General features: G+C 73.8%; 23 protein-coding genes. 12 read left to right on the top strand and 11 right to left on the bottom strand.

Features of this window, described 5'->3' with window-relative positions; genetic code table 11:
* Window positions 1-48: 48 nt before the first annotated feature.
* Window positions 49-504: a hypothetical protein gene (locus KV557_RS13605; protein WP_256177354.1), complete on the bottom strand. Its 456-nt coding sequence runs from the start codon at window positions 502-504 to the stop codon at window positions 49-51.
* Between the two features lie 229 nt (window positions 505-733).
* On the opposite strand from KV557_RS13605, the gene KV557_RS13600 reads away from it, so the two are divergent.
* The 4 genes from KV557_RS13600 (at window position 734) to fxsA (ending at window position 5,284) form a co-directional block, all read left to right on the top strand.
* Entirely contained in the window at window positions 734-1,174 is a 441-nt protein-coding gene (locus KV557_RS13600) for an Lrp/AsnC family transcriptional regulator (RefSeq protein WP_218200145.1), read from the top strand.
* A gap of 31 nt (window positions 1,175-1,205) precedes the next feature.
* Window positions 1,206-2,819: an amidohydrolase gene (locus KV557_RS13595; RefSeq protein WP_218200144.1), complete on the top strand. Its 1,614-nt coding sequence runs from the start codon at window positions 1,206-1,208 to the stop codon at window positions 2,817-2,819.
* A 205-nt stretch (window positions 2,820-3,024) separates the two neighbouring features.
* Complete coding sequence (gene lnt / locus KV557_RS13590; RefSeq protein ID WP_218200175.1) at window positions 3,025-4,659, top strand: apolipoprotein N-acyltransferase; 1,635 nt, start codon at window positions 3,025-3,027, stop codon at window positions 4,657-4,659.
* A gap of 55 nt (window positions 4,660-4,714) precedes the next feature.
* On the top strand, window positions 4,715-5,284 hold the full coding sequence (gene fxsA, locus KV557_RS13585) for an FxsA family membrane protein (protein ID WP_218200143.1): 570 nt from the start codon (window positions 4,715-4,717) through the stop codon (window positions 5,282-5,284).
* A gap of 92 nt (window positions 5,285-5,376) precedes the next feature.
* On the opposite strand, the gene KV557_RS13580 is transcribed toward fxsA, so the two are convergent.
* The 3 genes from KV557_RS13580 to KV557_RS13570 form a co-directional block, all read right to left on the bottom strand.
* Complete coding sequence (locus tag KV557_RS13580; RefSeq protein WP_188300504.1) at window positions 5,377-5,751, bottom strand: RNA polymerase-binding protein RbpA; 375 nt, start codon at window positions 5,749-5,751, stop codon at window positions 5,377-5,379.
* A gap of 275 nt (window positions 5,752-6,026) precedes the next feature.
* Complete coding sequence (locus tag KV557_RS13575; RefSeq protein WP_218200142.1) at window positions 6,027-7,643, bottom strand: hypothetical protein; 1,617 nt, start codon at window positions 7,641-7,643, stop codon at window positions 6,027-6,029.
* Between the two features lie 105 nt (window positions 7,644-7,748).
* Entirely contained in the window at window positions 7,749-7,943 is a 195-nt protein-coding gene (locus tag KV557_RS13570) for a hypothetical protein (protein ID WP_218200141.1), read from the bottom strand.
* 389 nt (window positions 7,944-8,332) lie between these two features.
* Between KV557_RS13570 and KV557_RS13565 the strand changes: the two genes are divergently transcribed.
* The 3 genes from KV557_RS13565 to KV557_RS13555 are packed head-to-tail and all read left to right on the top strand — an operon-like array spanning window position 8,333 to window position 10,426.
* Complete coding sequence (locus KV557_RS13565) at window positions 8,333-8,749, top strand: ankyrin repeat domain-containing protein (RefSeq protein ID WP_218200140.1); 417 nt, start codon at window positions 8,333-8,335, stop codon at window positions 8,747-8,749.
* A 24-nt stretch (window positions 8,750-8,773) separates the two neighbouring features.
* Window positions 8,774-9,292 (top strand): GNAT family N-acetyltransferase, encoded by a 519-nt coding sequence (locus KV557_RS13560; RefSeq protein WP_218200139.1) that lies wholly within the window; start codon window positions 8,774-8,776, stop codon window positions 9,290-9,292.
* Between the two features lie 60 nt (window positions 9,293-9,352).
* Entirely contained in the window at window positions 9,353-10,426 is a 1,074-nt protein-coding gene (locus KV557_RS13555; protein ID WP_218200138.1) for a serine hydrolase domain-containing protein, read from the top strand.
* Window positions 10,427-10,552: 126 nt separating this feature from the next.
* Here the strand turns inward: KV557_RS13555 and KV557_RS13550 are convergent, their stop codons facing one another.
* The 3 genes from KV557_RS13550 to KV557_RS13540 form a co-directional block, all read right to left on the bottom strand.
* Window positions 10,553-11,206 (bottom strand): vitamin K epoxide reductase family protein, encoded by a 654-nt coding sequence (locus KV557_RS13550; protein ID WP_218200137.1) that lies wholly within the window; start codon window positions 11,204-11,206, stop codon window positions 10,553-10,555.
* Window positions 11,207-11,273: 67 nt separating this feature from the next.
* Window positions 11,274-12,089 carry a DsbA family protein gene (locus tag KV557_RS13545; protein WP_218200136.1) on the bottom strand — a complete coding sequence of 272 codons (816 nt, stop codon included), beginning with the start codon at window positions 12,087-12,089 and terminating at the stop codon, window positions 11,274-11,276.
* A gap of 137 nt (window positions 12,090-12,226) precedes the next feature.
* Complete coding sequence (locus tag KV557_RS13540; protein ID WP_218200135.1) at window positions 12,227-12,901, bottom strand: hypothetical protein; 675 nt, start codon at window positions 12,899-12,901, stop codon at window positions 12,227-12,229.
* A 246-nt stretch (window positions 12,902-13,147) separates the two neighbouring features.
* Between KV557_RS13540 and KV557_RS13535 the strand changes: the two genes are divergently transcribed.
* The gene (locus KV557_RS13535) at window positions 13,148-14,026 is read left to right on the top strand and encodes a CHAD domain-containing protein (protein WP_218200134.1); all 879 of its coding nucleotides are present in this window, start codon (window positions 13,148-13,150) and stop codon (window positions 14,024-14,026) included.
* Between the two features lie 20 nt (window positions 14,027-14,046).
* Here the strand turns inward: KV557_RS13535 and KV557_RS13530 are convergent, their stop codons facing one another.
* On the bottom strand, window positions 14,047-14,850 hold the full coding sequence (locus tag KV557_RS13530) for a uracil-DNA glycosylase (protein WP_218200133.1): 804 nt from the start codon (window positions 14,848-14,850) through the stop codon (window positions 14,047-14,049).
* A 162-nt stretch (window positions 14,851-15,012) separates the two neighbouring features.
* Here KV557_RS13530 and KV557_RS13525 point away from each other — a divergent pair, with 162 nt between their 5' ends.
* Together KV557_RS13525 and KV557_RS13520 are read left to right on the top strand one after the other, a co-directional pair.
* Window positions 15,013-15,939, top strand: coding sequence for an SPFH domain-containing protein (locus tag KV557_RS13525; RefSeq protein ID WP_374106624.1), 927 nt, complete (start codon window positions 15,013-15,015; stop codon window positions 15,937-15,939).
* A gap of 77 nt (window positions 15,940-16,016) precedes the next feature.
* Window positions 16,017-16,460: a CBS domain-containing protein gene (locus tag KV557_RS13520; protein ID WP_218200131.1), complete on the top strand. Its 444-nt coding sequence runs from the start codon at window positions 16,017-16,019 to the stop codon at window positions 16,458-16,460.
* 184 nt (window positions 16,461-16,644) lie between these two features.
* On the opposite strand, the gene KV557_RS13515 is transcribed toward KV557_RS13520, so the two are convergent.
* The 3 genes from KV557_RS13515 to KV557_RS13505 form a co-directional block, all read right to left on the bottom strand.
* Complete coding sequence (locus tag KV557_RS13515; RefSeq protein WP_218200130.1) at window positions 16,645-19,584, bottom strand: FAD-binding and (Fe-S)-binding domain-containing protein; 2,940 nt, start codon at window positions 19,582-19,584, stop codon at window positions 16,645-16,647.
* 123 nt (window positions 19,585-19,707) lie between these two features.
* Window positions 19,708-20,724 carry a glycosyltransferase family 2 protein gene (locus KV557_RS13510; RefSeq protein ID WP_218200129.1) on the bottom strand — a complete coding sequence of 339 codons (1,017 nt, stop codon included), beginning with the start codon at window positions 20,722-20,724 and terminating at the stop codon, window positions 19,708-19,710.
* A 232-nt stretch (window positions 20,725-20,956) separates the two neighbouring features.
* Window positions 20,957-21,625 (bottom strand): transglycosylase SLT domain-containing protein, encoded by a 669-nt coding sequence (locus tag KV557_RS13505; protein ID WP_218200128.1) that lies wholly within the window; start codon window positions 21,623-21,625, stop codon window positions 20,957-20,959.
* An 825-nt stretch (window positions 21,626-22,450) separates the two neighbouring features.
* On the opposite strand from KV557_RS13505, the gene KV557_RS13500 reads away from it, so the two are divergent.
* On the top strand, window positions 22,451-23,239 hold the full coding sequence (locus KV557_RS13500) for a serine protease (RefSeq protein ID WP_218200127.1): 789 nt from the start codon (window positions 22,451-22,453) through the stop codon (window positions 23,237-23,239).
* Window positions 23,240-23,458: 219 nt separating this feature from the next.
* On the top strand, window positions 23,459-24,277 hold the full coding sequence (locus KV557_RS13495; protein ID WP_218200126.1) for a hypothetical protein: 819 nt from the start codon (window positions 23,459-23,461) through the stop codon (window positions 24,275-24,277).
* Window positions 24,278-24,298: the final 21 nt, after the last annotated feature.

The raw sequence follows: 24,298 nt of genomic DNA, 5'->3' as shown, positions 1-24,298 counted from the left end.
GGTTTTTGACGTATCGTCAACTGGCTTGTGAGAGTGCCGAAAAGCGGGTCAGTGTCGGATCAGACGGCGGCGCTGCTCGGGGATCACCGGGGTGACCGCGGCGACCCGCACCGGCCGGTGCGCCACCGCGTGCGAGAACGGCTGGGTGCGCCAGTCCAGCTCGGTGGGCAGCTTGAACAGCGCGTCGAAGCCGGTCGGCCGGCTGTCCTCCGGGGTCTGCACCTCGGCCAGGTCGTCGGTCGGCGTGCCCGAGCCCGGGCAGATCGCGGGGGCGAAGGGGTTCCACGCGGTCGGCAGCAGGGCGTGCAGCGGCAGCCGTTCCTCGTCCGCCACGAGGGCGATCGGGCGGCGGCACTCGGGGCAGTGCACCCGGAAGATCTCCCACATCTCGCCGTCGCCCGGGTCGGCGTTCGGCGTGGGGCCGTCCTCGACCGCGAGTTCGTCGCGGCCGGTCATATCGTCGGTCTCGTCGGAGCCCAGGGCACGCTGGTCAGTGGCAAGCATGAGGATCCCCCTCGGATCGGGCCCGGCGTGGTCGCCCGGGGCCACAACCAGCACTTCCCTGCCGTGCGGACTCATAACCCTGCGGTCCGGTGCACCGTGATGCACCGGGTTGTGTCCTTGGCCACATTCGCTCGGCATGTGCCGCCTGACACCCCAGCCAGCCCCCGGTGACACCGCGTGCGCCCACCGGGGCACCCCGCGCGCCCCCGACCGGGTAGGTTTGCGCACTGTGGAGGATCTCGACCAACGCATCGTCCAGCTGCTCCTGGAGGACGGCCGGATGAGCTATACGGACCTGGGCAAGGCCACCGGCCTGTCCACCTCGGCGGTGCACCAGCGCGTGCGCCGCCTGGAACAGCGCGGGGTGATCCGCGGCTACACCGCGATCGTCGACCCCGACGCCGTCGACCTGGCGCTGACCGCGTTCATCTCGGTCAAACCCTTCGACCCCAGCGCCCCGGACGACACCCCCGAACGCCTGGCCGGCCTGCCCGAGATCGAGGCCTGCCACAGCGTCGCCGGCGACGAGAACTACATCCTCAAGGTCCGCGTCGGCGCCCCCGGCGACCTGGAGGACCTGCTCGCCCGCATCCGCAGCGCCGCCGGCGTCTCCACCCGCACCACCGTCGTCCTCTCCACCCCCTACGAGGCGCGACCCCCGAAGATCTGAGGACGAATCCGGGGGGTGCAGACTTGGGCGCATGACCGAACGCACCCCCCGGACCGTCCTGCTGCGCGGCGGCGCCGTCTACAGCCCCGCCGACCCCTTCGCCACCGCGATGCTCGTCGAGGGCGAGCACATCGCCTGGGTCGGCAGCGACGGCGCCGCCGAGGCGTACGCCGGGACCGCCGACGAGACCGTCGAGCTGGACGGCGCCCTGGTCACCCCCGCGTTCGTCGACGCCCACGTGCACGCCACCTCCACCGGCCTGGCGCTCACCGGCCTCGACCTCACCGGCAGCCCCTCCCTGGCCGCCGCCCTGGCCGCCCTCACCGCCTTCGTCGAGGCGCAGCCCGAGCCGGGCGGGGTGCTCATCGGCCACGGCTGGGACGAGACCGGCTGGCCGGAGGGCCGCCCGCCCACGCTCGACGAGCTGGACGCCGCCGCCCGCGGCGCCGCTGTCTACCTCTCCCGCACCGACGTCCACTCGGCGCTCGCCACCACCGCGCTGCGCACCCTCACCGAGGGCCTCGCCGAGCGGCCCGGACACTCCGCCGAGGGCCCGCTCACCAAGGACGCCCACCACGCCGTCCGGCAGACCGCGCTCGCCCACCTCACCCCCGAGCAGCGCCGCCGCGCCCAGCGCGCCACCCTCGCCCGCGCCGCCGAACTCGGCATCGGCGCGCTGCACGAGTGCGCCGGCCCGGAGATCTCCTCCGAGCAGGACCTGGCCGCCCTGCTGGCTCTGGCCGCCGATGGCGAGGGGCCCGAAGTCTTCGGCTACTGGGGCGAGTTGGGCGGCGTCGAGACGGCCCGCCGGCTCGGCGCGGTAGGCGCCGGCGGCGACCTGTTCGTCGACGGCGCGCTCGGGTCGCACACCGCCTGCCTGCACACCGCCTACGCCGACGCCGACCACACCGGCACCGCCTACCTGACCGCCGAGCAGGTCGCCGACCACGTCGCCGCCTGCACCGAGGCCGGGCTCCAGGCGGGCTTCCACGCCATCGGCGACGCCGCCGTGGCCGCGGTGATCGAGGGCGTCCGGGCGGCCGGCGAGCGGGTCGGCGCCGACCGGGTCAGGGCCCTGCGCCATCGCGTCGAGCACGCCGAGGCCCTGGACGACAAGGCCATCGCAGCCTTCGCCGAACTCGGCCTCACCGCCTCCGTCCAGCCCGCCTTCGACGCCGCCTGGGGCGGGCCGGACGGCATGTACGTCCAGCGCCTCGGCGCCGACCGGGCGGCCACCCTCAACCCGTTCGCCGCCCTGCTGCGCGCCGGCGTCCCGCTCGCCTTCGGCTCGGACGCCCCGGTCACCCCGCTCGACCCGTGGGGCACCGTCCGTGCGGCTGCCTTCCACCGGACGCTGGACCACCGGATCTCCGTCCGCGCCGCCTTCACCGCGCACACCCGCGGCGGCTGGCGGGCGATCGGCCGGGACCAGGACGGCGTCCTCGTCCCGGGCGCGGTCGCCAGCTACGCGATCTGGGCCGCCGACGAGCTGGTCGTCCAGGCCCCCGACGCCCGCGTCGCCGGCTGGTCCACCGACCCGCGTTCCGGCACCCCGGGCCTGCCCGACCTCACCCCCGGCCACCCCCTCCCGACCTGTCTGCGCACGGTCGTCCGCGGCCGCACGGTCCACCGCGCGGCCGAGTAGGTCGCCGTCCCGCGCACGCTGCTCGCAGGGGGCTTCCGCCCGGAGCCCCCGGGCGAGCAGCGCAACGCCTCCTACACCCCCCGCTGACCGGGCCCCAGGCCCCTCCGTACCCGCACCCTCGCCTCCCGGCGCACGTCCGTGCCGGGGTACCTTCTTCGGACAGCATCCGAACAGCAAGCCACAGAGAGATGGTGCGCCGGTGACCATGTCCGTCACCCAGGAGCGGTCCGCGGCCGAGCCGCCGAGCCCGGAGCACCGGCCCGGCCGGGCCGCCCGGGCCCTCGCCAAGGTCCGCGCCGGGCTGCCCCGGACCGGGCTCGCCGCACTGGCCGGTCTGCTGCTCGCCCTCGCCTTCCCGCCGTACGACCTGTGGCCGCTGTCGCTGCTCGGCGTCGCCGCACTCTCCCTGCTCACCCGGGGCCGGACGGTCCGCCAGGCGGCCTGGACGGGCTTCGCCTTCGGCTTCCCGTTCTTCCTGATGCTGCTCAGCTGGCTGCGCGTGGTCGGCTGGGACGCGACGGTCGGCCTGTCGGTCGTCGAGGCGCTGTTCATGCTGCTGCTCGGCGCGGGCCTGGCCGTCACCTCCCGGCTGCCCGCCTGGCCGCTGTGGGCCGCCTGCCTCTGGGTCACCCAGGAGTGGGCGCGCGACCGGCTGCCGCTCGGCGGCTTCCCCTGGGGCCGCCTCGCCTTCGCCAACACCGCGACCCCGTACACCCCGCTGGCCGCGATCGGCGGCGCCCCGCTGGTGACCTTCGCGGTCGCGCTGTCCGGCGCGCTGCTGGCCTGGGCGGCCCTGCGCGTGCGCGGCCCGGGCAAGGCCCCGAGGGCCGCCGCGCTGGCCGCCCTCGGCGCCGTGGCCGCGCTGCTCGTCGGCTACCTCGTCCCGGTGGCGACGAAGGCCGACGACACCGTGAAGGTCGCGATCGTCCAGGGCAACGTCCCCAACCCCGGCATGGACTTCCTCGGCCGCCCGATGATGGTCCTCAACAACCACGCCTCGGCGACCGAGCGCCTGGCCGCCGACATCAAGGCGGGCAGGACCGAGCGCCCCGACGTGGTGATCTGGCCGGAGAACTCCTCCGACCTCGACCCGTTCAGCGACCCGCTCGCCTTCCAGCGCATCGACCAGGCCGTGAGAGCGGTCGGCGTGCCGACCCTGGTCGGCACCCTGGTGGACGGCCCGGACGCGCAGCACGTCCAGAACGAGGGCATCGTCTGGGACCCGACGACCGGCCCCGGCGCCTCCTACACCAAGCAGCACCCCGTCCCGTTCGGCGAGTACGTGCCGTTCCGCGACCAGCTGATGAAGGTGATCACCCGCCTCCAGCGGGTCGCCAGGGACTTCTACCCCGGCGACCACAACGGCGTCATGCAGCTCGGTCCGGCCCGGATCGGCGACGTGATCTGCTTCGAGGTCGCCTACGACGAGATCGTGCGCGACACCGTCGACAGCGGCGCCCGGGTCCTGGTCGTGCAGACCAACAACGCCACCTACGCCGAGACCGGCCAGCCCGAGCAGCAGCTCGCGATGTCCCGGCTGCGCGCGGTCGAGCACGGCCGGGCCGTGCTGATCGCCGCCACCAGCGGCATCAGCGCGGTGATCGCCCCGGACGGCACGGTCGAGCAGCGCACCGCGGAGCTGACGCCGGCCGAGCTGTCCGCGACCGTCCCGCTGCGCGACGGCACCACGGTGGCCGACCGGGTCGGCGCCGTCCCGGAGTGGACGCTCGCCGTCGGAGGCCTGCTGGCCTGCGGCGCCGGCGTGCTGGTGGCCCGGCGCCGCCGTCCGACCGCCGGAACACCGGCTGCCGGGGAATCGTTGGAGCAGGTGGTGCCGTAGCCGGTCCGGACCTCCCGTGCGGCGCGCAGAGCACCGCTTGGAGTGGATTCGTACCGTGACCCAGCAAGCTACCCCCGCCCGTCCGGCCCCGCGCGGAAAGCTCCGCCGGGTGCTGCCGCTGCTGATCACCGCCTGGCTGGTGCTGGAGATCTGGCTGCTGGTCCAGGTGGGCTCCTGGCTGGGCGGCCTCACCGTCCTGCTGCTGCTCATCGCCGGTGCCGTGATCGGCGGCTCGCTGATCAAGCGGGCCGGGCTGAAGGCGCTGTCCGCGGCGATCGAGCAGAGCCGGGACCCGAAGCCGCAGCAGCCCCAGACCGGTACCACCATGACCGTCCTGGCCGGCCTGCTGCTGATCCTCCCGGGCTTCCTCTCGGACCTGGTGGCGCTCACCCTGCTGTTCCCGCCCACCCGGGCGCTCTGGCGGGCGGCCGGCCGGCGGCTGGCCGACAAGGCGCTGCGCAGCACCTCCGCGGTGGGCGCCGACCCGTTCGCGGACGCGATGCGGCTGCAGGAGCAGATGCGCATCCACCGCCCGGACGGCAAGGTGATCCCGGGCGAGGTCGTGGAGCCGGAGGCCGGCCCGCAGGGCCCGGACACCACGTACCGTCCGCCGATCACCGGCTGAGCCCGGCAACCTGAAGCCCAGCCCGGCAACGCGAAAGGGACCCTGGTGACCAGGGTCCCTTTTCGCGTCCTCCCGCCGTGGCGGGAGCGAGGTCAGGCGCTCTTGCGGGTGTCCCGCGGGTGCACCGCGAGGTTCATCCCGCCGGAGCGGAGCACGGCCAGCCGCTCGGCCAGTACCTCCTCCAGCTCCTCGCGCGTCCGGCGCTCCATCAGCATGTCCCAATGGGTGCGCGTGGGCTTGGTTTTCTTCTCCTCCGGCTCGTCGCCGTCGAGAAGTGCTGCCTCCTGGCCACAGAAGCGGCATTCCCAGGTCGAGGGGATCTCCGCCTCGACCGAGAAAGGAACCTCGAATCGGTGTCCGTTCTGACATGCGTACTCGACGGTCTGGCGGGGAGCCAGATCGATACCACGGTCGGTCTCGTAGCTAGTGGCCCCGAGTCGCGTGCCGCGGAGAGCTCGCTCGCTCATGAATCGTGCCTCCCGGGCTTATGGCCCACAGGACTAGTGGTCGCTGTTCTTCGTCGTTCGGTCAACGCTCGGCTTCCGACGAAGATTCCCGTCCCGGGACATGCGTCGTCTGTCGTGCCGCCCCTGTTTGTACCCACCAGCGCCCGATTTGTCACATCTGGCCGGTGATATCACCCCAGGTGTCGCCTATTTCACATCTGGTGATCGGTCGGCTTTTTCATGATGAGCCTACCGGGACGGGATTCGGAGCCGTCGGCCGCCCCCGATCCTTGCCGTCAGGAGATCGGACGGGAACGGATCATCGGCTCGCCCTTGGCCAGGTCGACCGGGCGGGACGCGGGGGCCGGATCGGCCGGGCGAACAAGTGGTGGCTGCTCGGGGCGCGGCGGTACCGCGGCGGCGGCCTCGGTGCGGGTGTCGCGGTGCGGCAGCAGCGCGATCACCGCGTCCCGCAGCGCGGCCGGGGCCTCCTCGTCCAGCGGGTCGACGGTGGCGGGCACCTGGAGCCGGACCGGGGTGCCGTTGCCGATCCGGGCGTAGCCGCGGCCGACCGGGGCCTGCGCGGCGGGCACGATGTCCAGCGGGGCGCCGAGCGCGGCGTGGCCCTCCTCGGGTCGGGCCGGGCCGAGCAGCACGCGGGCCCGGGTGGTGGCCCGGACGGTGGGGGTGATCCGGTCCCGGGCCTCGATGTCGTCGGCGATCACCACGGTGACGCGGGCGGCGCGGCCGTGCCGCAGCGGCAGTTCCAGCAGGTCCTGCGGGTCCTGGCGGCCCTCGGCATGGGCGAGCTCGCTGAGCTCGGTCGGGTGGTCGAGCAGGAGCCACAGCGGCCGGGTGGCGTCCTCGGGCGGTGCGGTGCCGGTGTGCCGGGCGGCGTTCAGGGCGGCGAGTCGGCGTTCGGTCTCCTGGGCGGCCCACTCCAGCGCGGCGAGCGCGCCGTGCAGGCTGGTCTCCACGGTGTGCACGCCGGGCCGGTTGACCAGGCAGGCGTGCTCGCCGGTGCCGGCGCCGTCGACCACCACGAGGTCGCCGTACGGGAGCGCCTGGAGCGCGATCGAGCGGATCAGGCTGGAGGTGCCGTAGCCGGTGACGCCGAGCGCCAGCAGGTGCGGCTCGGCCGAGCGCGGCCCGGTGCGCCAGACCACCGGCGGCTGCTGGGTGAGGGCGCCGCCCTGGCCGACCGGGATGGTGCGGGCGGTGCCGTCCTCGTCGGTGAAGCCGAGCACGATCTCGCCGGGGGCTGCCACGAAGCGCTGGGCGACGATGTCGGTGGGCAGCGGCGTCATCGCGGTGATCCGCAGCTTGTTGGACTCCTCGTCCCAGTCGAAGCGGTACTCCCGGGCCCGCCCGGCCTTGCCCTGGACGACCTGCTCGATCCGGGCCCGGGCGCCCGGCTCGGTGTCGGTGAAGTACGCGGGGTAGGTGAGCTCCAGCCGGGAGAGCCGGCCGTCGCCGTCGAACTCCCAGGCGCTGAAGACGTTCTTGTAGCTGCCCTCGAAGTGGTACAGCGGGTTGCCGTCCTCGGGGCTGCAGACGTACGGGGTCAGGGCCGAGTAGAGCGCGCTGAGCTTGACGTCGGAGACGTCCGGCGCGGGCGGGGCCGACGGCGCCTTGGGGGCCCGGCCGGCCCAGGCGGTGCTGGCCATGAGCGCGATCAGGGCGAACAGCAGGCCGTGCGGCAGCAGGTAGATGCCGATGAGCGTCGCGGCGGTGAGGAACAGCGTGGGGCCGCGGCGGTCTTTGGGGGTGGTCTGCCAGCGGTCCTTGGCCCAGCCGGCGTGGTGGCGCAGGCCCCGGCCGATGACGGTGAGCGGGGCGAACATGTCGGAGGCGTGGTCCCCGGCGGTTCGGGCGATGTCACGGCTCTTGCTGAGATGGCGGTGGAGCGGCATTCCTTGACTCCCCGGGCGAGTGGGACGGGTGGGGGATGAGGCTGGGGTACGACGGGGCCCGGGGCGGTGGGATCCGCGCCCGGGCCCGTACGGGGAGTGGCGGCGCTAGAACTTGAGGCCGCCGAGCAGGCCGGCGAGGCTGGCGCCGCCCGCGGTGATGCTCGGTGCGATCGAGGAACCGGCGACATAGAAGCCGAAGAGGGAGCAGACGACCGCGTGGGAGACCTTTAGTCCGTCCCTGCGGAAGAAGAGAAAGGCGATGGTGCCGAACAGGACGATGCCGGAAATCGAGAGGATCACGGTCTGCTCCTCGGGGAGGGGGACAGGGGGCAGTGTCACGGAAAGTGCCTTAATCGTGACAAAAAGTAATAGATGATGGAACGGTGCAAATGGGTGGTTTTGCCGTTCAATACCGCTCCGGGGCCCGGACGGGGGTATGCGAACCGGCCCGGGTGGGGGCTGTTTGCCGCTCTGTTTCGGTGCGACGAGGCATTCCCGGCGGGTGGGCGGGACGTTTCCGGTTGGCCGGGTAAGTTCGCTCGAATGGCTGCGCAACCTTCCCGCCGGCGTGTCGTGCCCGGGGAAAGCCGGCATCCGCCATCCGGACGCGTGCTGGCCCGCCCGTGCGCCCGGCCGCTACGGTGCGTACGCGCAGATCCCGCCCCGCCTACCGTGAAAGGCCGCCAGACATGACCGACGCCGCCAGCCAGCAGCCCGCCGACGCCCCCGACGCCGAGGTGATCGCGCTGGCCGGGAAGCTCTTCGACGCGGCCCGGGCCGGGGACACCGCCACCCTGGCCGCCTACGTCGACGCGGGTGCGCCCGCGGACCTCACCAACGACCGCGGCGACACCCTGGTCATGCTCGCCGCCTACCACGGCCACGCCGCCACCGTCACCGCGCTGATCGAGCGCGGCGCCGACCCGAACCGCGCCAACGACCGAGGCCAGACCCCGCTCGCCGGCGCCGTCTTCAAGGGCGCCGAGGACGTGCTCGCCGCGCTGCTGGTCGGCGGCGCCGACCCGCAGGCCGGCACGCCGTCCGCCGTCGACACCGCCCGGATGTTCGGCAAGGAGGACCTGGTCGCCCGGTTCGAGGGCCGCTGAACCGAGGTCGTAGGCTTTTCAACCATGGAGAGCAGCGCAGCCCGGGACACCGGCACCGTCGAATTCCGCGTCACCGGCTACGGCCACCCCGACGCCCAGGCCCTGTCGGCCGAGGTGCAGCAGGAGTACGTCCGCCGCTACGGCGAGCCGGACGACACCGTGCTGCACTCCGCCGACTTCGAGGCGCCGGCCGGGCTGTTCCTGATCGCCTACCTGGACGGCCGGCCGGTCGCCTGCGGTGGCTGGCGGGCCAAGCAGGCCGGTCCGTACGGGCTGCGCGACGGCGACGCCGAGCTGAAGCGGATGTTCGTCGTCCCCGCCGCCCGCGGCCGCGGCCTCGCCCGGGGGGTGCTGCGCCGCCTGGAGCAGACCGCGGCCGAGGCCGGGCGCACCCGCTTCATCCTGGAGACCGGCACCGAACAGCCCGAGGCGGTCGCGCTCTACGGGTCCGAGGGGTACACGGCGATACAGAAGTTCGGCATCTACCGCGACCACCCGGAGTGCATCTGCCTCGGCAAGGGGTTCACCGCCGCTTCCGTCTGACGGCCCGTCCGGCGGGTAGGCTCCCGGCAGACGAGTTCGGGGGAACGCCCAGGGGGACGGATGAACCACGAACCGCCCGCATCCGACCAACTCCCGGCCCTGGCCGCACCCGGCGGGGAGCTGGACCGGCTGGTCCGCGACGGCGTGCGCCGCGTCGGCGCGGGCGCTGTTTGGGCCGTCGGCGGCGTCGAGGGCATCATCGGGCAGGGCAGCCACGGGGTGCTCGGGCAGGGCCCGTACGCGCGGCTGTCGCCCGGGCCGGACACCCGGTACGACCTCGCCAGCCTCACCAAGATCGTCGCGCTCTGGCCGTGCGCCGGCGTGCTGTGGCAGTCCGGGCGGCTCCCGCTCGACGAACCGCTGGGAAGCTACTGGCCGGCCGCCGCCGGGAAGCCGTCCGGCGAAGTGACGGTCCGTCAACTCCTCACCCACACCGCCGGACTGCTCCCGCGGACCAACTTCGAACAACTCTACGGCCGCGGCCTCGCCGCGATCCGGGCCGGGGTCATCGCCGCCCCGCTGCACCGCACCCCCGGCACGGCCGTCGAGTACACCGACCGCGCTGCCGTGCTGCTCGGCCACCTCGTCGAACACCTCGGCGGCGCCCCGCTCGACGAACTCGCCGCGCGCTGGATCTGGCGGCCCCTCGGCATGGCCGACACCCGGTACGGGCCGCTCGGCCCCGGCGACGCCGCCCACACCGCGCCCACCGAGTACGACGAGGCCGCCGGCGCCCACCTGCGCGGAGTCGTCCACGACCCCTCCGCCCGGCTGCTCGGCGGCATCTCGGGCAACGCGGGCGCGTTCTCCACCGCCCGCGACCTCGCCCGCTTCCTCACCGCCCTGCTCGACCAGCCGCCCGGGCTGTCCTGGGGCGAGCCCTGGATCGCCGAATCGCTGCGCGAGCAGACCGGCGGACTCACCCCCGCCCGCGGCCTCTCCTGGCTGTGCGCGCCCGGCACCGACCCGGCCGACGGCACCTTCGTCCACTACGGGTTCACCGGCACCGGCATCTGGATCTCCCGCCGGCTCGGCCGCTGGGCGCTGCTGCTCACCAACAAGGTCCACTACGACCGCGAGATCCAGCCGCTCACCGACCTGCGCAACGCCTTCCGGACCGCCGTCTTCGGCTGAGCGGCCCGGGGGCACCCGATCGGGTGGATGTGGCACGAACCACCGTGCCAGGGTGGGAAATTGCGGCAGAGTGGACCGGAACCACCGGGCTGCTGCACTCGACGGGGTACCTCGGCTGACGCATCGTCAGATCAGCGTGCTCCAGTAGTACCAGAACCGGTTGAGGATCATCAGCGCGATCACCGCCGCCCACAGCGCCGGCAGCGCCCAGTGGTAGCGCGCCGCCTCCCGTACCACCGGCCGCAGCCGCGGGCCCACCGGGATCACGCCCGAGCGCAGGTTGTGCAGCGTCGTGTACCAGAACAGCACCACCACCGTCACCCACACCACGATGCAGTACGGGCACAGCGCGCCGATCGCGTACAGCGCCTGGTCGATCAGCCAGTGCACGAACACCAGGCCCAGCAGGGTGCCCGCGTGCAGGCCCAGCCAGAACCAGCGGCGGTACGCGGCACCGGCCAGCAGCCCCGCGCCGATCGCCGCCAGCGCGCCGAAGGCCGCCAGCCCGATCAGCGGGTTCGGGAAGCCGAACACCCCCGCCTGCTCGGTGCGCATCACCGAGCCGCAGCTGATCACCGGGTTGATGTTGCAACTGGGGACGTAGGACGGGTTCTCCAGGATGCGGAGCTTGTCGAAGGTCAGGACGGCCGAGGCCGCCAGCCCGATCAGCCCGCCGAGGAACAGCAGCAGCGAGAACGCCCGGCCCGCGCCGACCGGGGCGGGGTCCGGGGCGGTGCCGGAGGCGGGACTGGAGAGGTGCACGGAGGTCGAGGCGGTCATGACAGCACGCTCCGATGGCTGGGAGGGGCCGGCCCGGCCGGGAGTTCGGCCGGGCCGGTGGTGCTCACTACAGGCCGGTGGCCTGCTTCACCTGCGCGGTGAACTGCTCCGGCGTCACCGTGTTGCGGCCGCTGAACAGCGTGACCGGCTTGCCGTCCACCTTGACCGTCGGGGTGCCCTCCACCCCGCTGTCGTTGAACGCGTCCGCGACCTTCGCCGCCCACGGCGCGTACGTCTTGTCGGTGACCGCCTTGACGAAGGCGTCCGTCTTCAGCCCCGGCACCTGGTCGGCCAGCTCCAGGATGCGGTTGACGTCACCGAAGCCGTCGTTCTTCTCGTCGGGCTGGTTGGCGTAGAGCACGTCGTGGAACTGCTTGAACTTGTCCACGCCCTCGTTCAGCGCGGCGCCGGCGGCGGCCAGCGCGGTGTGCGAGCCCTTGCCGCCGAGCGCCTTGTCCAGGAAGGCGGCCAGGTGGAACTGCACCTTGATCTGGCCGTCCTCGGTGAGCTTCTTGACGGTCTCGCCGTTGGCCGCCTCGAAGTGCTTGCACACCGGGCAGCGGAAGTCCTCGTACACCTCCATGGTGTGCGGGGCGTCGGCCTTGCCGTACGTGATCACCGTGCCGTCCTGGCCGGAGGTGTTCGCCGGCACGACCAGCGCGGTCGGCGCGGCCGCCTCGGCGGAGGACTTCTTGTCGTCCTTGCCCGCCGAGTTGATCGCCAGCGCCGTTCCGCCGGCCAGGGCGAGCACGGCGACGGCCGAGACGGTGATGACGATCCGCTGACGGCGCTTGGCGGCCGCCTGCTCGCGGCGCTGCGCCTCCTGGATCCGGTCGCGGGCGCTGACGCGCTGGGACTGCTGCTTGCTGTTGGCCTGAGCCATGGGGAGTCAACTCCTGTACGCGGCGCGCGGGTGCGCGCGGGATGCCCGCACGGGCGTGCCGGGAGGCATGCCGAGGGGCGGGGTCGGTGAACGCGGGAGTTGTGCGCCGTGCCTGCGGGCGGCCGAACGGCCGAGGATCAGCAGGCAGGCGCGAAGACCGGCGGACCGCGCCGGGGCGCCGGGCTGAGGACCACGTCCTCGCGGCGCGGACGCTCCCGGTCCGACACCGGAAGCGGCACCCGCAGCACCGGACGCACCGGAGCCGGGATCAGCAGCAGAAGCAGCGCGCGCAGCGGCGCCGCCACCGACTGGCGCAGCACGCGCAGCGCGTGGGCCAGTCCGGAGAGAGCAGAGTCGCCCAGCCGCAGCCAGGCGGAGGCGGCCAGCGCGATCAGCAGATGCACCAGCAGGACCAGCAGCTGGGTGGCGACCGGCGCGACCGGCCCGTCGTGCCCCAGCGGACCGGACAGCAGCGACCCGTCCACCGAACCGCCGCCGCACACCAGCAGGTTCATGCCGCGCGCCTGCACATGCTCGGTCAGGATCGGGCCACAGCCCGTCTGGCCCAGGTTGAACGTCGTGTTGAGCAGCAGCTCCACCGGCACCATCACGCCGGTGATGTGCAGCAGCCGCCGCTCCCCGCCGGCCAGCGCGGCCGACACCAGGAAGACGACGGCGGTCGCGGCGACCACCAGCGAGAGCGGCAGCGGGCGACCCGTGATCACCACCTGGCCCAGCGCGGACAGCGGCACGGCGAGCGCGGTGAACACCGCGGCCCGCAGGGCCCTGGTCGCGTGGGAGGAGGTCGTCACGTCCCGGAGTATGCCACGAGCCTTACCCCCGGCACGAGGTCGCGTCGGGGACTGCTTCGCCCGCTTGCCCGGCGGTGGCCGTTCGTTCATCCGGGTGACCGGTCGTCAGCGGCCTGACGGCCATGACGCGCGGTGGACAACAGGGGTGGGCGGACTAGCCTGGAAGGCGTTCCGGCGACCCCGTTTCCGGCGACCCCGTTTCCGGCGACCCCGTTTCCGGTGACTCCGACGAGGGGGTGAACGCTCATGGCCCGGCCCGAGACCACGGTGGGGCAGGTCCTGCTCGCCCGCATCGAGGCACAGGTGATGGTGCTTGCGGGGCTCGACGACGCCGTCCGGGCGGACGAACCCGACGCGGTCCACCGCATGCGGGTCGCCTGCCGGCGGCTGCGGAGCGCCTTGCAGACGTACCGGCGGCTGTTCGTGGCGGGGGCCACCGATGAGCTGGTCGCCGAGCTGCGATGGCTGGCCGCCGCACTGGGTCGCGCGCGGGACCGGGAGGTGCTCGCCGAACGGCTGGCGGCGCGGGCGCGGGAGCTGCCCGCCGAATGCGGGCCGGAGCGGGTCGCGGCGGAGCTGGAGCGGTGGGGCGGCGCCGAGTACCGGGAGGTCTGGCCCGAGGTGGTGGCCGCCCTCGACAGCCCTCGCCGCCGCGCCCTCGCCGACGCCCTTGCCACCCTCCTCGCCGACCCGCCCCTGCGCGGCCGGGCCGGCCGTCGTGCCGTCCCCGAGCTGGCCCGCGTCGCCGCCCGCGAGCAGCGGAGGACGGGCCAGCGGGTGCGGGCGGCGATGGCCGCGGAGGCGTCGGACCGCGACAGCGCCCTGCACGATGCCCGGAAGGCCGCCAAACGCGCCCGCTACGCCGGGGAGACCGCGACCCCGGCCGTCGGCGCGGCGGCGGAGAAGTACGCGGAGCGGATGAAGGCCGTGCAGGAGGTCCTCGGCGAACACCAGGACGCCGTGGTGGCCGCCGCAGCCCTGGCCGCCCAGGCGGACGGGAGTGGAGAGCCGTTCGGCTACGGGGTGCTGTACGGCCGGCAGCTGGCCGACGCGGAGGCGGCGCGCGAGCGGTTGCCGGAGGTCTGGGAGCGCGCGGCGGGGCGGGGCCTGGCGCGCTTCGCGTAAGGCGCGTCGGGAGGCCGCTGTCAGCCGTTGGGCCCGGTGACCGGGTTCTCCGGGGCCGGGGTGAGGCCGGCCGAGGTGGCGGCGGTGCGCAGGAGGGCGCGGAGCATCTCCGTGGTGAGGCGGCCGGTGTTGGTGTTGCGGGGGCTCACGTGGTAGCAGCCGTACAGCTGGAGTGGCGCGCCGCCGTCCGTGGCGGGGAGCGTGACGTGAGCCGCGTGGCCGAAGGCGGGCCGGGGGCGCGGGACCTGCCAGTCGGCGGCCGCCACGGCCGGGAGGAGGGCCTGCCAGGCGAAGCCGCCGAGGGCCACGACGGTGCGGACGGTGGGGCGGAGCAGTTCCAGTTCGCGGGTGATCCACGGCCGGCAGGTGTCGCGTTCGGCCGTCGTCGGCTTGTTGTCGGGCGGGGCGCAGCGGACCGGGTCGGTGATGCGGACGCCGTACAGCTCCAGCCCGTCCCCGTACCGGACGGACTCGGGGCGGTTGGCGAGCCCCAGCTCGTACAGCGCCGCGTACAGCAGGTCCCCCGACGGGTCGCCGGTGAAGATCCGGCCGGTGCGGTTGGCGCCGTGGGCGGCGGGGGCGAGGCCGACGAGGACGAGGGGGGCGTCGGGCGGGCCGAAGCCGGGGATCGGGCGGGCCCAGTAGTCCCAGTTCTGGTAGGCGCGGCGCTTGGTGCGGGCGGTCTCCTCGCGCCAGTCGACGAGGCGCGGGCAGGCGCGGCAGCCGGTGACGACGCGGTCCAGGGCGGCCAGTCCGGTGGCGCGGGCGGCGGCCTCGGCGGGGTGGCGGGGGTGGCCGGGGTCGTCGGCGGGGGACAGCGGCATGGCGATGATCCTAGGGGGCGCGAGGAGCACGTTCAGGGCACCCACGAGCGCGTTCCGGCGGCGTCTGCGCAGGCGTAGCGTGGAATCAGCTGCTCCGGCGGCCCCCGGTCGGCCCGGGTCGGCGACGGCCGGGCCTGGCTGGCGCGCGAGGAGGCCGCGATGATCGTCGATGCGGTGCTGGGGGCGATCGGGGGGCTGGTGGGTCTGGGGGCGCTCTGGGCGAGCATGAGCGTCCGGGTGGTCCAGCAGTTCCAGAAGGGCGTGGTGTTCCGTTTCGGCCGGGTGCGGGAGCAGGTGCGCGAGCCCGGGCTGGTCGCGCTGGTGCCGATCGCGGACAGGCTGCGCAAGGTGAACGTGCAGATCGTGACGATGCCGATCCCGGCGCAGGAGGGCATCACCCGGGACAACGTGACCGTCCGGGTGGACGCGGTGGTGTACTTCCGGGTGGAGGACCCGGTGCGGGCGACGGTCAACGTGCAGGACTACCACTTCGCGATCTCCCAGGTCGCGCAGACCTCCCTGCGGTCGATCATCGGCAAGAGCGAGCTGGACGACCTGCTGGCCAACCGCGAGCCGATCAACCAGGGCCTGGAACTGATGATCGACAGTCCGGCGCTGGGCTGGGGCATCCAGATCGACCGGGTGGAGATCAAGGACGTCGCCCTGCCGGAGTCGATGAAGCGCTCGATCGCTCGGCAGGCGGAGGCCGAGCGGGAGCGCCGGGCGCGGATCATCACGGCGGACGGCGAGTACCAGGCGTCGGCGCGGTTGTCGGAGGCGGCCGCGGTGATGAGCGCGACCCCGGCGGCGCTCCAACTGCGGCTGCTGCAGACCGTGGTGGAGGTGGCGGCGGAGAAGAACTCGACGCTCGTGCTGCCGTTCCCGGTGGAGCTGCTGCGCTTCCTGGACGCGGCGACGGACGCGCAGTTGCGGTCCGCCGCGAAGGTCGTCGCCGATACGGCGGAGGCGCCGGTCGTGGAGGAGGCGGAGACGCCCGAACTGCCGCCGCTGGAGGAGCTGTTGGAGCATTCGCCGCTGGAGACGGAGGATGTGCCGGACGATCGCGCGGAGCACGGCAAGGCGGCGTGAGGGCCGCCCGGTGGCGGCCGTTCCGCGCTCGGACGACGATGGACAACGGGGGCGGCAGGCACGTCAGGAGGCGGATCATGACCAGAGCCAGTGACATCATGCACCAGGGCGCGGAGTGCATCCGCGAGCAGGAGACGCTCGCCGCCGCCGCCCGGATCATGCGGGACCGGGACGTCGGCGCGCTGCCCATCTGCGGTGAGAACGACAAGCTGCTGGGCATCGTGACCGACCGCGACATCGTGCTCAAGTGCATCGCCGAGGGCCGGGACCCGGCCCAGGTGACGGCGGGCGAGCTGGCCCAGGGCCGGCCGATGACGGTGGAGGCGGACGAGGACACCGAGCAGGTGCTGCGGGTGATGGAGCAGTACCGGGTGCGCCGGCTGCCGGTGATCAACCACCCCGAGCACAAGGTGGTCGGGATGATCAGCGAGGCGGACATCGCGCGCGGGCTGCCGCAGGCCCGGGTGGCGGAGTTCGTGTCGGCGGTCTGCGCGGAGGAGGCCCCGAAGGCGGAGGCGTGACGGAAGAGTCGTGACGGAAGAGTCCTGACCCAGCGCGTACACCGTGGTGGCGTGCGCGGCCGGTTCCTTTCGCCTCTTGTCCGCCTCGGCGGTGGTGAGGGAGGTCATCCCGCCACTGTGGCGCGGGCGGAGCCGCTGCGTCAGCGGTCGGCCGACGGGCGCGCGGCGAGGCCCTGTCCGTCGGCTACCGCGTGCTGTCCTCCGGCGCGCCGTTCGCGCCCGAGCGGCGGGACTCGAATCCGTCGCGCAGGGCTTGAGCGATCAGCTCCGCGAGGTGCAACGCGTTTCTTCGCTCGGCGAGTTGGGTGATCTGGGTGCGGCAGCTGAAGCCGTCGGCCAGGACCACCGTGTCGGGGGCGGCCGCCCGTAGCTCCGGGAGCAGGACGCGTTCGGCGATGGCCTCGGAGACCTCGAAGTGGCCTTGCTCGAAGCCGAAGTTGCCGGCCAGGCCGCAGCAGCCGGAGTCCAGGACCCGGTTGTGCAGGCCGAGTCGGGCCTCCACCCGGCGGTCGGCCGCGGTGCCGAGGACGGCGTGCTGGTGGCAGTGGGTCTGGGTGACGGCGTCCCGGGGGATGCGGGGGAGCGGGGCGTCGGGGGCGTGCTCGTCGAGGAACTCGGCGAAGGTACGGGTTCGGCCGGCGAGCGGGCGGCCGTCCGGGCCGAGGAGGCGGGGGACGTCCTCGCGCAGGGTGGCGGTGCAGCTGGGGTCCATGCCGATCACGGGGGTGTCGGCAGGGAGATCGTCAGTGGCGAGGACGCGCAGGCTGCGCCGCAGCACCCGGCGGGCGGTGTCGAGCTGGCCGGTGGAGTACCAGGTGAGGCCGCAGCAGACCGGGCCGGACGGCAGGCGGACGTCGAAGCCGAGGTGCTCCAGCACCTCGACGGCGGAGCGCAGCACGTTCGGCTGGAGGTGGTCGGAGAAGGTGTCCGGCCAGAGCAGGACGGGCTGCGCGCCCGCCGGGGCCGGGTGTGCGGCGCGGTGCCGGCGGTACCAGCGGGTGAAGGTCTCCGGTGGGAGGACGGGCAGCACGCGGCGCCGGTCGATCCCGGCGAGCCGCTTCAGCAGCCCGGCGGCCGGCGAGCGGGCGATCGTGTTGGCGGTGGCGGGCGCGAGGGCGGCGGCGCGCAGCCAGAGCGGCAGCCAGCCCATCGAGTAGTGGGAGAGCGGGCGCGGGCGGTGCCGGTAGTGCTGGTACAGGAACTCCGCCTTGTAAGTCGCCATGTCGACATGGACCGGGCAGTCACTCGCGCAGCCCTTGCAGCTCAGGCAGAGGTCCAGCGCCTCCCGGACCTCCTCCGAGCGCCAGCCGTCCGGGATCGCTTCGCCGCGCAGCATCTCGGCGAGCAGCCGGGCCCGGCCGCGGGTGGAGTGCCGCTCCTCGCTCGTGGCCATGTAGCTCGGGCACATCACCCCGGTGGTGGGGTCCACGCATTTGGCGACGCCGACGCAGCGGTGCACCGCCTGCACGAGGCTGCCGCCGTCCTGCTCGTACGGGAGGGCGAGCGGCAGGGTGCGGCGCGGGGCGGTGACGAAGCGCAGGTCGGCGTCGAGCGGGCGCGGGTCGACCAGGGCGCCCGGGTTGAGCAGGTTCTCCGGGTCCCAGATCCGCTTGAACTCGCCGAACAGGGCGATGACTTCGGGTGCGTACATGCGTGGCAGCAGCTCCGCGCGGGCCTGCCCGTCGCCGTGCTCGCCGGAGAGCGAACCGCCGTACGAGACCGCCAGATCGGCCGCCTGCTCCAGGAACTCCCGGAAGACCAGCACCCCTTGGGGCTCGTCCAGCGGGAAGTCGATCCGCAGGTGCACGCAGCCCTCGCCGAAGTGCCCGTACGGCACGCCGCGCAGGCTGTGCCGGCGCAGCAGGGCGCGCAGGTCCCGCAGGTAGTCGCCGAGCCGCTCGGGCGGGACGGCGGAGTCCTCCCAGCCCGGCCAGGCCTGGCCGCCCCCGGGCAGCCGGGTGACGATCCCGGCGCCCGCCTCCCGGACGGCCCACAGCTGCCGCTGCTCGGCGGGGTCGGTGACGAGGGCGACGGCGGCCGAGCGCTCGCGGCGCACCGCGTCGGCGAGGCGGCGGGCGGCCTGGTAGGCCTCGGTGGGGGTGGCGCCGGCGGTCTCCAGGAACAGCCAGCAGGCGCCGGCGGGCAGCCGGTCCAGTGCGGGCGGGCGGGGGCCGGCGGCGAGCAGGGCCTCGATCAGGTCGGCGGCCATGCCCTCGGCGGTCAGCGGGCGCAGCGGCAGCAGGGCGGGCACGGCGTCGGCGGCGGCGCCCTCGTCCGGGTAGCCGGCCACCACCAGGGCGCGTGCGGGCGGCTCCTCGACCAGCCGGACGGTGGCGCCGAGCAGCAGCGCGCAGGTGCCCTCGGTGCCGGTGAGGGCGCGGGCCAGGTCGTGGCCGCGCTCGGGCAGCAGCGCGTCCAGCGGGTAGCCGGAGGTGCGGCGCGGCAGGTCGGGCATGCCCTGGCGGATGGTGGCGAGGTGGTGGTCGGTGAACTCCTGGAGCTGTCCGTGGAGTTGGCCCGCCCGTCCGGGCAGGGTGCGCAGCGCGGCGCGCTCCTCGGGGGTGAGCCGGCCGCCGACCGTCAGCTCGGTGCCGTCCGCGAGCAGCAGCTCCAGCCGCTCCACGTTGTCCGAGGTGCGCCCCCAGGCGAGCGAGCGCGCGCCGCAGGAGTCGTTGCCGATCATGCCGCCGATCGTGCAGCGGCTGTGCGTGGACGGGTCCGGCCCGAACCGCAGTCCGTACGGCCGGGCGGCGCGCTGGAGGTCGTCCAGGACGACGCCGGGCTCGACCCGGGCGGTGCGGGCCTCCGGGTCGACGTCCAGTACCTCGCCCAGGTGCCGCCGGAAGTCCAGCACGACCGCGCCAGGACCGATCGCCTGCCCGCCGATGCTCGTGCCCGCTCCGCGCGGCACCACCGGCACCCGGTACTGCCGGCACAGCGCGAGCGCGGTGCGGACGTCGTCCAGGTCGGCGGGCTTGACCACGCCGAGCGGCAGGTGGCGGTAGTTGGACGCGTCATGGCCGTAGACGGTGCGCTCGGCGGTGCCGAAGCGGACCTCGCCGCGCAGGTCGGCGGCCAGCTCGCGGGCCAGCTCGGCCCCGGGGACGGCGGACGGACGGCTCACCGGGGACCTCCGGGGCAGTGCGGCGACGGGTCCGGCCGATCATGGCAGCTCGACGGACCGTCCGGGAGTCGGCCACTCCGGGGGTTCCGCCGACGGGGTGGTGTCCGGCCCGCTCCGCGAGGATCAGCCCGTCCGCCGGTTGGCGCCGGTGAGCGTGCCGCGGGCGATGTGGGACAGCTTGGCCACCTCGAACGCCGGGTACGCGCCGCCGGCCAGCAGTGAGAACTTGACCCCCTCGCGGCCGCCCGGCTTCCGGTGGCCCGGCGGCTGGAAGCGGCGGTGGTGCTCGGCGGCCCGGTGGAAGAACTGCGGCCGCTCGGCGCGCGTCACGCACCCGGCGAGGTCGAAGACGAACAGGTAGTGCCGGATCATCCGGACGAACAGTGCGTCGCGGACGGCGTACAGGTGCGGCTGGTCCTCCAGCAGCGCGAAGCTGCGCTCGTACTGCTCGAATATGTCGAACACGCTGCTGCCCGGCGAGCCGGTCGGGTGCACCGTCTCCCGGCGCCGCAGCTGCACGCACTCGCGCGGCAGGACGGCCACCCGCTGGGCGCCGAGCATCGCCGCGTGCACGGCCGGGATCTCCTCGTACCGGCCGTCGGGGAAGGCGAGCTTCAGCTCCTCCCAGTGGCCGCGGCGCACCAGGCGGTCCCAGATCAGCGGCGGCGCGCCCAGCAGCTCCGGCCGGTCGAACGGCCCGGCCACCTCGGGTCCGGCCCCGTCCAGCTGCTTCTCGGCCCCGCCGGGCCAGTCGCGGCCGTTGTGCCGCCGGGTGTGCCCGAACTGCAGCACGTCCACCGGCCCGGTCTCGCCGAGCCGATCGACGAGCGCCTGGAGCCCGTCCGGCGGCAGCACGTGGTCGGCGTCCAGGAACAGCAGGTACTCGCCGGTCGCCCGCGCCGCCCCCGCGTTCCGGGCCACCCCGACCCCGACCGCCGCGTCCAGGTGCAGCACCGACACCTGCGGGTGGCGCGCCGCGAACGCGTCCACCAGGTCCTGCGGGGTCTCGGGGGAGCGGTCGGCGACCACGATCACCTCGACGTCCCGGAAGGACTGGCCGAGCAGCGAGTCCAGACAGTCCGCCAGCTGTTTCTGCTGGTCGTAAGCGGGGAGCACGACACTGATCAGGGGTGAGGGCATGACGCCGGAGCGTAAAAGGGCGCGCGAACCGTGGCAAAGCCCTGACGGCGCGTAATTCCGTTCAATCCCTGGCAAATCGTACGACCGTACGCCATATCTTCACGCCGCCTGCCGGACGCGTCCACGCCAGAAACCTGGCCGTATCCGAACGGCGCGGGCCCGCGACGCGCTGTGCGTCGCGGGCCCGGGGGGTTCAGTACCGGCCGACCGGTCGGCTTGGTAAGGGGTCGGCTTAGTACCAGTGGTGGGCCTGCCAGAAGGACCAGGCGGCGCAGGGGCTGCCGTAGCGGGAGTTCATGTAGTCGAGGCCCCACTTGATCTGGGTGGCCGGGTTGGTGCGCCAGTCGGAGCCGGCGGAGGCCATCTTGGAGCCGGGCAGGGCCTGGACCAGGCCGTAGGCGCCGGAGGAGGCGTTGACGGCGAGCGGGTTCCAGCTGCTCTCGCGGAACACGATGTTGCTGAAGCACTGCAGCTGGCCGGCCGGGACGACCTGGGCGGCGATCTGCTGCGGGCTGCCGGAGAGGACCGGGGCGGTGTTGAGGTCCTGGCGCTGCTGGGAGCGGGAGGCGGCGGCCTGCGCGTCGGCCTGGGCCTTGGCGTCCGCCTGGGCCTTCGCCTCGGCCTGGGCCTGCGCCTGGGCGGCAGCGGCGGCGTCCGCCTGGGCCTGGGCGGCCTGCGCCTGAGCGGCCTGAGCCTCGGCCGCCTGGGCGGCGGCAGCGCTGTCGGCCTGGCCCTGGGCGGTGACCGGCTTGCCGTCCACCGACACGGCGGCCACGGGGACCGCGGCCACGGCGGTGCTGCCGCTCTGCGGGATCGCGAGGGCGGCGGTGGCGGCGCTCGCCACGACGAGCGTCGTGACACCGGTGATCAGGGAGTTGCGGCGGGCATGGCTGAGCGGCATGGAGCGGACGATCCTTTTCCGTCGGGGCGGCATCACACGGCCGTCCGGGACGGTCGTGGCGCCCCGGCGGAACCGGCGGGGCGGGTGGGCTGCGCGGCGGACGGGCCGTCGGCGCTGCCTGGCGACGGGCCATTCTTGGCAGGGCCGCGGACGGGTGGCAAAGGCGTCTGCTACTACGGCGAGTAGTGGGTTTGGGGCGGGTTCGGCGGGGTGGGTCCGGGCGTTTTGCGTGATTTGACCGATTTGCGCTATTGCGGGCCGAAGGGTCGCGGTCTCAGTTGATCGACAGGGGAACGGGGTGGTGGCCTGCGTTCTTCGGGCGGGTTCGGGCGGTGCGGGGGAGGGGGCGGGCCCGGTGCGGGTGGCCGAGGGGGCGAGGTGGGTCGACCGTCCACTATGAAGGGTCGTAGGTGCGGAACCCCGTGTGGGCGGCCTCACATGTTTGGCGGCCGGAGTTCGACGCAGCGTGATGGGTCGATTGCGGGCTCAGGGGGAACGCGTGGGGGTTTCCGGGTGCGGGGCGCGGCTGCTCCATGAAGAGGGCGGGCGGCGCCGCCAGCTCCGGCAGCTCCGACGGCGAGATCGGCGGGCCGCCGCCGAAGACGATCACGGCAAGCGCGCCCCGCCGGCCCACCCACTTCTGGCCCTCGATCAGGCACTTCATCCCCGCCGCAAGATCTCGCGCGGTCGATCACCTCAGGGCCTCGTCGGACGGAACCCCTCATTGCCGTGTTCCTGCCAGATGCGGTTGGCAGGGCCCGACCCCTCCTGCGGTGCTGTGCGGGCGCGCCACGCTCGTTCCTCCCGATCTGTCCAGGAGGAACGATGAAGCGTCAATTCGGAAGATTCATGGCGTTGTTGGCCGGCCTCGTCTTCGGTGCAGGCGCGCTGGTCCTGCCGGCTGCCGCTGCTCCCGTGCCGTCGCCGACGGTGGTGGGTGGTACGCAGGCGGCGCAGGGCGAGTTCCCGTTCATGGTGCGGCTCTCGATGGGGTGCGGCGGCGCGCTCTACACCCCGCAGATCGTGCTCACGGCCGCCCACTGCGTCTCCGGCACCGGCGCCGACACCTCCATCACGGCGACGCTGGGCGTCGTCGACCTCAACAGCGCGAGCGCGATCACGGCGCAGTCCACGTACGTGTACCAGTCGCCTGCCTTCAGCGGCGCGGAGAACGGCAACGACTGGGCGCTGATCAAGCTGGCGTCGCCGGTGAGCAGCGATCTGGTCGCGACCCTGCCGATCACCACCTCGACCGCCTACGACAACGGCACGTTCACCATCGCCGGCTGGGGCGCCGCGACCGAGGGCGGCGACCAGCAGCAGTACCTCCTCAAGGCCACCGTGCCGTACGTCGACGACGCCACCTGCGCCAACGCCTACCCGGGCCTGGTCACGTCGGCCTCGCTGTGCGCGGGCTACGTCGACCAGGGCGGCGTCGACACCTGCCAGGGCGACTCCGGCGGCCCGATGTTCCGCCAGGACGCGGCCGGCCGCTGGATCCAGGTCGGCATCGTCAGCTGGGGCAACGGCTGCGCCCGCCCCGGCTACCCCGGCGTCTACACCAAGGTGAGCACCTACGCCGCCGACATCGCGGCGGCTGCGGCCACCCTCTGACCGCGTACCGCGTACCCACGAACGGCCCGGCCACCGCACCGGCGGTGGCCGGGCCTTCGACGTGCGTGCCGCTCGGCGCACTTCGTGTGGCGGGCGCTGGGGGGGTTGTCTGGGATGGCGCGCGTCGAATGCGGTCCGTAGCCGAACGGTCACCCTGTGGCCTGCTGGTCCGCGGCGCGACCACTCTCAGCTGTCACGCTCGCCACAAGGAGATCCTTCATGAAAGCGACCCTGCGCCTGGGCGGTCTCGCCGGCTCCCTCGCTCTCGGCACGGGCCTCGCCCTCGTCCCCGCCGTCCAGGCCCACGCCGCCTCGACCTTCGTCTCCTGCGGGGACGTCACCGGCCTGCGGAACGCGATCAACGCCTTCAACGCGGCCGGCAGCGGTGACATCGCGCTGCAGTCGGGCTGCACGTACACGGTGGTCGACGTCGACAACGGGAACAACGGGCTGCCCGCGATCACCGGAGCCATCCGGATCGCTTCCAACGGCGCCACCATCGCGCGGTCGGGCGCCCCGGGGACGCCCGACTTCCGGTTGTTCTTCGTGGCGCCGGGCGGCAAGCTCACCCTGGACCAGGTGAACCTGACCGGTGGCCACCCGGGCAGTTCGGGCGACATCGGCGGTGCCGCCTACAACCACGGTTCGCTCACCGTGGCCGGGGCGACCGTCTCGGGCAACCACGCGGCCGTGGGCGGAGGCATCTACAACGACGCCGGCTCCACGGTCGAACTGGACGGCGCCACGATCAACAGCAACACCGCCACCAAGGGCGGCGGTCTCGCGAACGCCGGGCAGCTGAACGTCGCCTACTCCACCGTGCGGGGAAACACGGCGTCCGACCAGGGCGGTGGCGTGCTCAACGCGGCCGGTACGACGAACATCGTCGGCAGCCAGGTCACCGGGAACACCGCGGGCACCAACGGCGGTGGCGTCTACGTCTCGGGTGGCCACGTGTCGCTCCTCTACAGCAACGTCAGCGGGAACACCCCGAACAACTGCCGGCCGGTCGGCGCGGTGGCGGGCTGCGTGAACTGAGCCGGCGCGGCCGGGCCGGGC

The sequence above is a fragment of the Kitasatospora aureofaciens genome, from assembly GCF_019192735.1.
Taxonomy (GTDB): domain Bacteria; phylum Actinomycetota; class Actinomycetes; order Streptomycetales; family Streptomycetaceae; genus Kitasatospora; species Kitasatospora aureofaciens_A.
The sequence above is the reverse complement of the archived record's forward strand: the minus strand, read 5'-3'. Positions and strand labels throughout refer to the sequence as shown.

What these genes read in the sequence shown, in the direction of transcription:
- KV557_RS13605 (WP_256177354.1), bottom strand. Translation starts at nt 504, where the DNA reads ATGCTTGCCACTGACCAGCGTGCCCTGGGCTCCGACGAGACCGACGAT.
- KV557_RS13595 (WP_218200144.1), top strand. Translation starts at nt 1,206, where the DNA reads ATGACCGAACGCACCCCCCGGACCGTCCTGCTGCGCGGCGGCGCCGTC.
- lnt (WP_218200175.1), top strand. Translation starts at nt 3,025, where the DNA reads ATGTCCGTCACCCAGGAGCGGTCCGCGGCCGAGCCGCCGAGCCCGGAG.
- KV557_RS13580 (WP_188300504.1), bottom strand. Translation starts at nt 5,751, where the DNA reads ATGAGCGAGCGAGCTCTCCGCGGCACGCGACTCGGGGCCACTAGCTAC.
- KV557_RS13575 (WP_218200142.1), bottom strand. Translation starts at nt 7,643, where the DNA reads ATGCCGCTCCACCGCCATCTCAGCAAGAGCCGTGACATCGCCCGAACC.
- KV557_RS13565 (WP_218200140.1), top strand. Translation starts at nt 8,333, where the DNA reads ATGACCGACGCCGCCAGCCAGCAGCCCGCCGACGCCCCCGACGCCGAG.
- KV557_RS13560 (WP_218200139.1), top strand. Translation starts at nt 8,774, where the DNA reads ATGGAGAGCAGCGCAGCCCGGGACACCGGCACCGTCGAATTCCGCGTC.
- KV557_RS13555 (WP_218200138.1), top strand. Translation starts at nt 9,353, where the DNA reads ATGAACCACGAACCGCCCGCATCCGACCAACTCCCGGCCCTGGCCGCA.
- KV557_RS13550 (WP_218200137.1), bottom strand. Translation starts at nt 11,206, where the DNA reads ATGACCGCCTCGACCTCCGTGCACCTCTCCAGTCCCGCCTCCGGCACC.
- KV557_RS13545 (WP_218200136.1), bottom strand. Translation starts at nt 12,089, where the DNA reads ATGGCTCAGGCCAACAGCAAGCAGCAGTCCCAGCGCGTCAGCGCCCGC.
- KV557_RS13535 (WP_218200134.1), top strand. Translation starts at nt 13,148, where the DNA reads ATGGCCCGGCCCGAGACCACGGTGGGGCAGGTCCTGCTCGCCCGCATC.
- KV557_RS13530 (WP_218200133.1), bottom strand. Translation starts at nt 14,850, where the DNA reads ATGCCGCTGTCCCCCGCCGACGACCCCGGCCACCCCCGCCACCCCGCC.
- KV557_RS13520 (WP_218200131.1), top strand. Translation starts at nt 16,017, where the DNA reads ATGACCAGAGCCAGTGACATCATGCACCAGGGCGCGGAGTGCATCCGC.
- KV557_RS13510 (WP_218200129.1), bottom strand. Translation starts at nt 20,724, where the DNA reads ATGCCCTCACCCCTGATCAGTGTCGTGCTCCCCGCTTACGACCAGCAG.
- KV557_RS13505 (WP_218200128.1), bottom strand. Translation starts at nt 21,625, where the DNA reads ATGCCGCTCAGCCATGCCCGCCGCAACTCCCTGATCACCGGTGTCACG.
- KV557_RS13500 (WP_218200127.1), top strand. Translation starts at nt 22,451, where the DNA reads ATGAAGCGTCAATTCGGAAGATTCATGGCGTTGTTGGCCGGCCTCGTC.
- KV557_RS13495 (WP_218200126.1), top strand. Translation starts at nt 23,459, where the DNA reads ATGAAAGCGACCCTGCGCCTGGGCGGTCTCGCCGGCTCCCTCGCTCTC.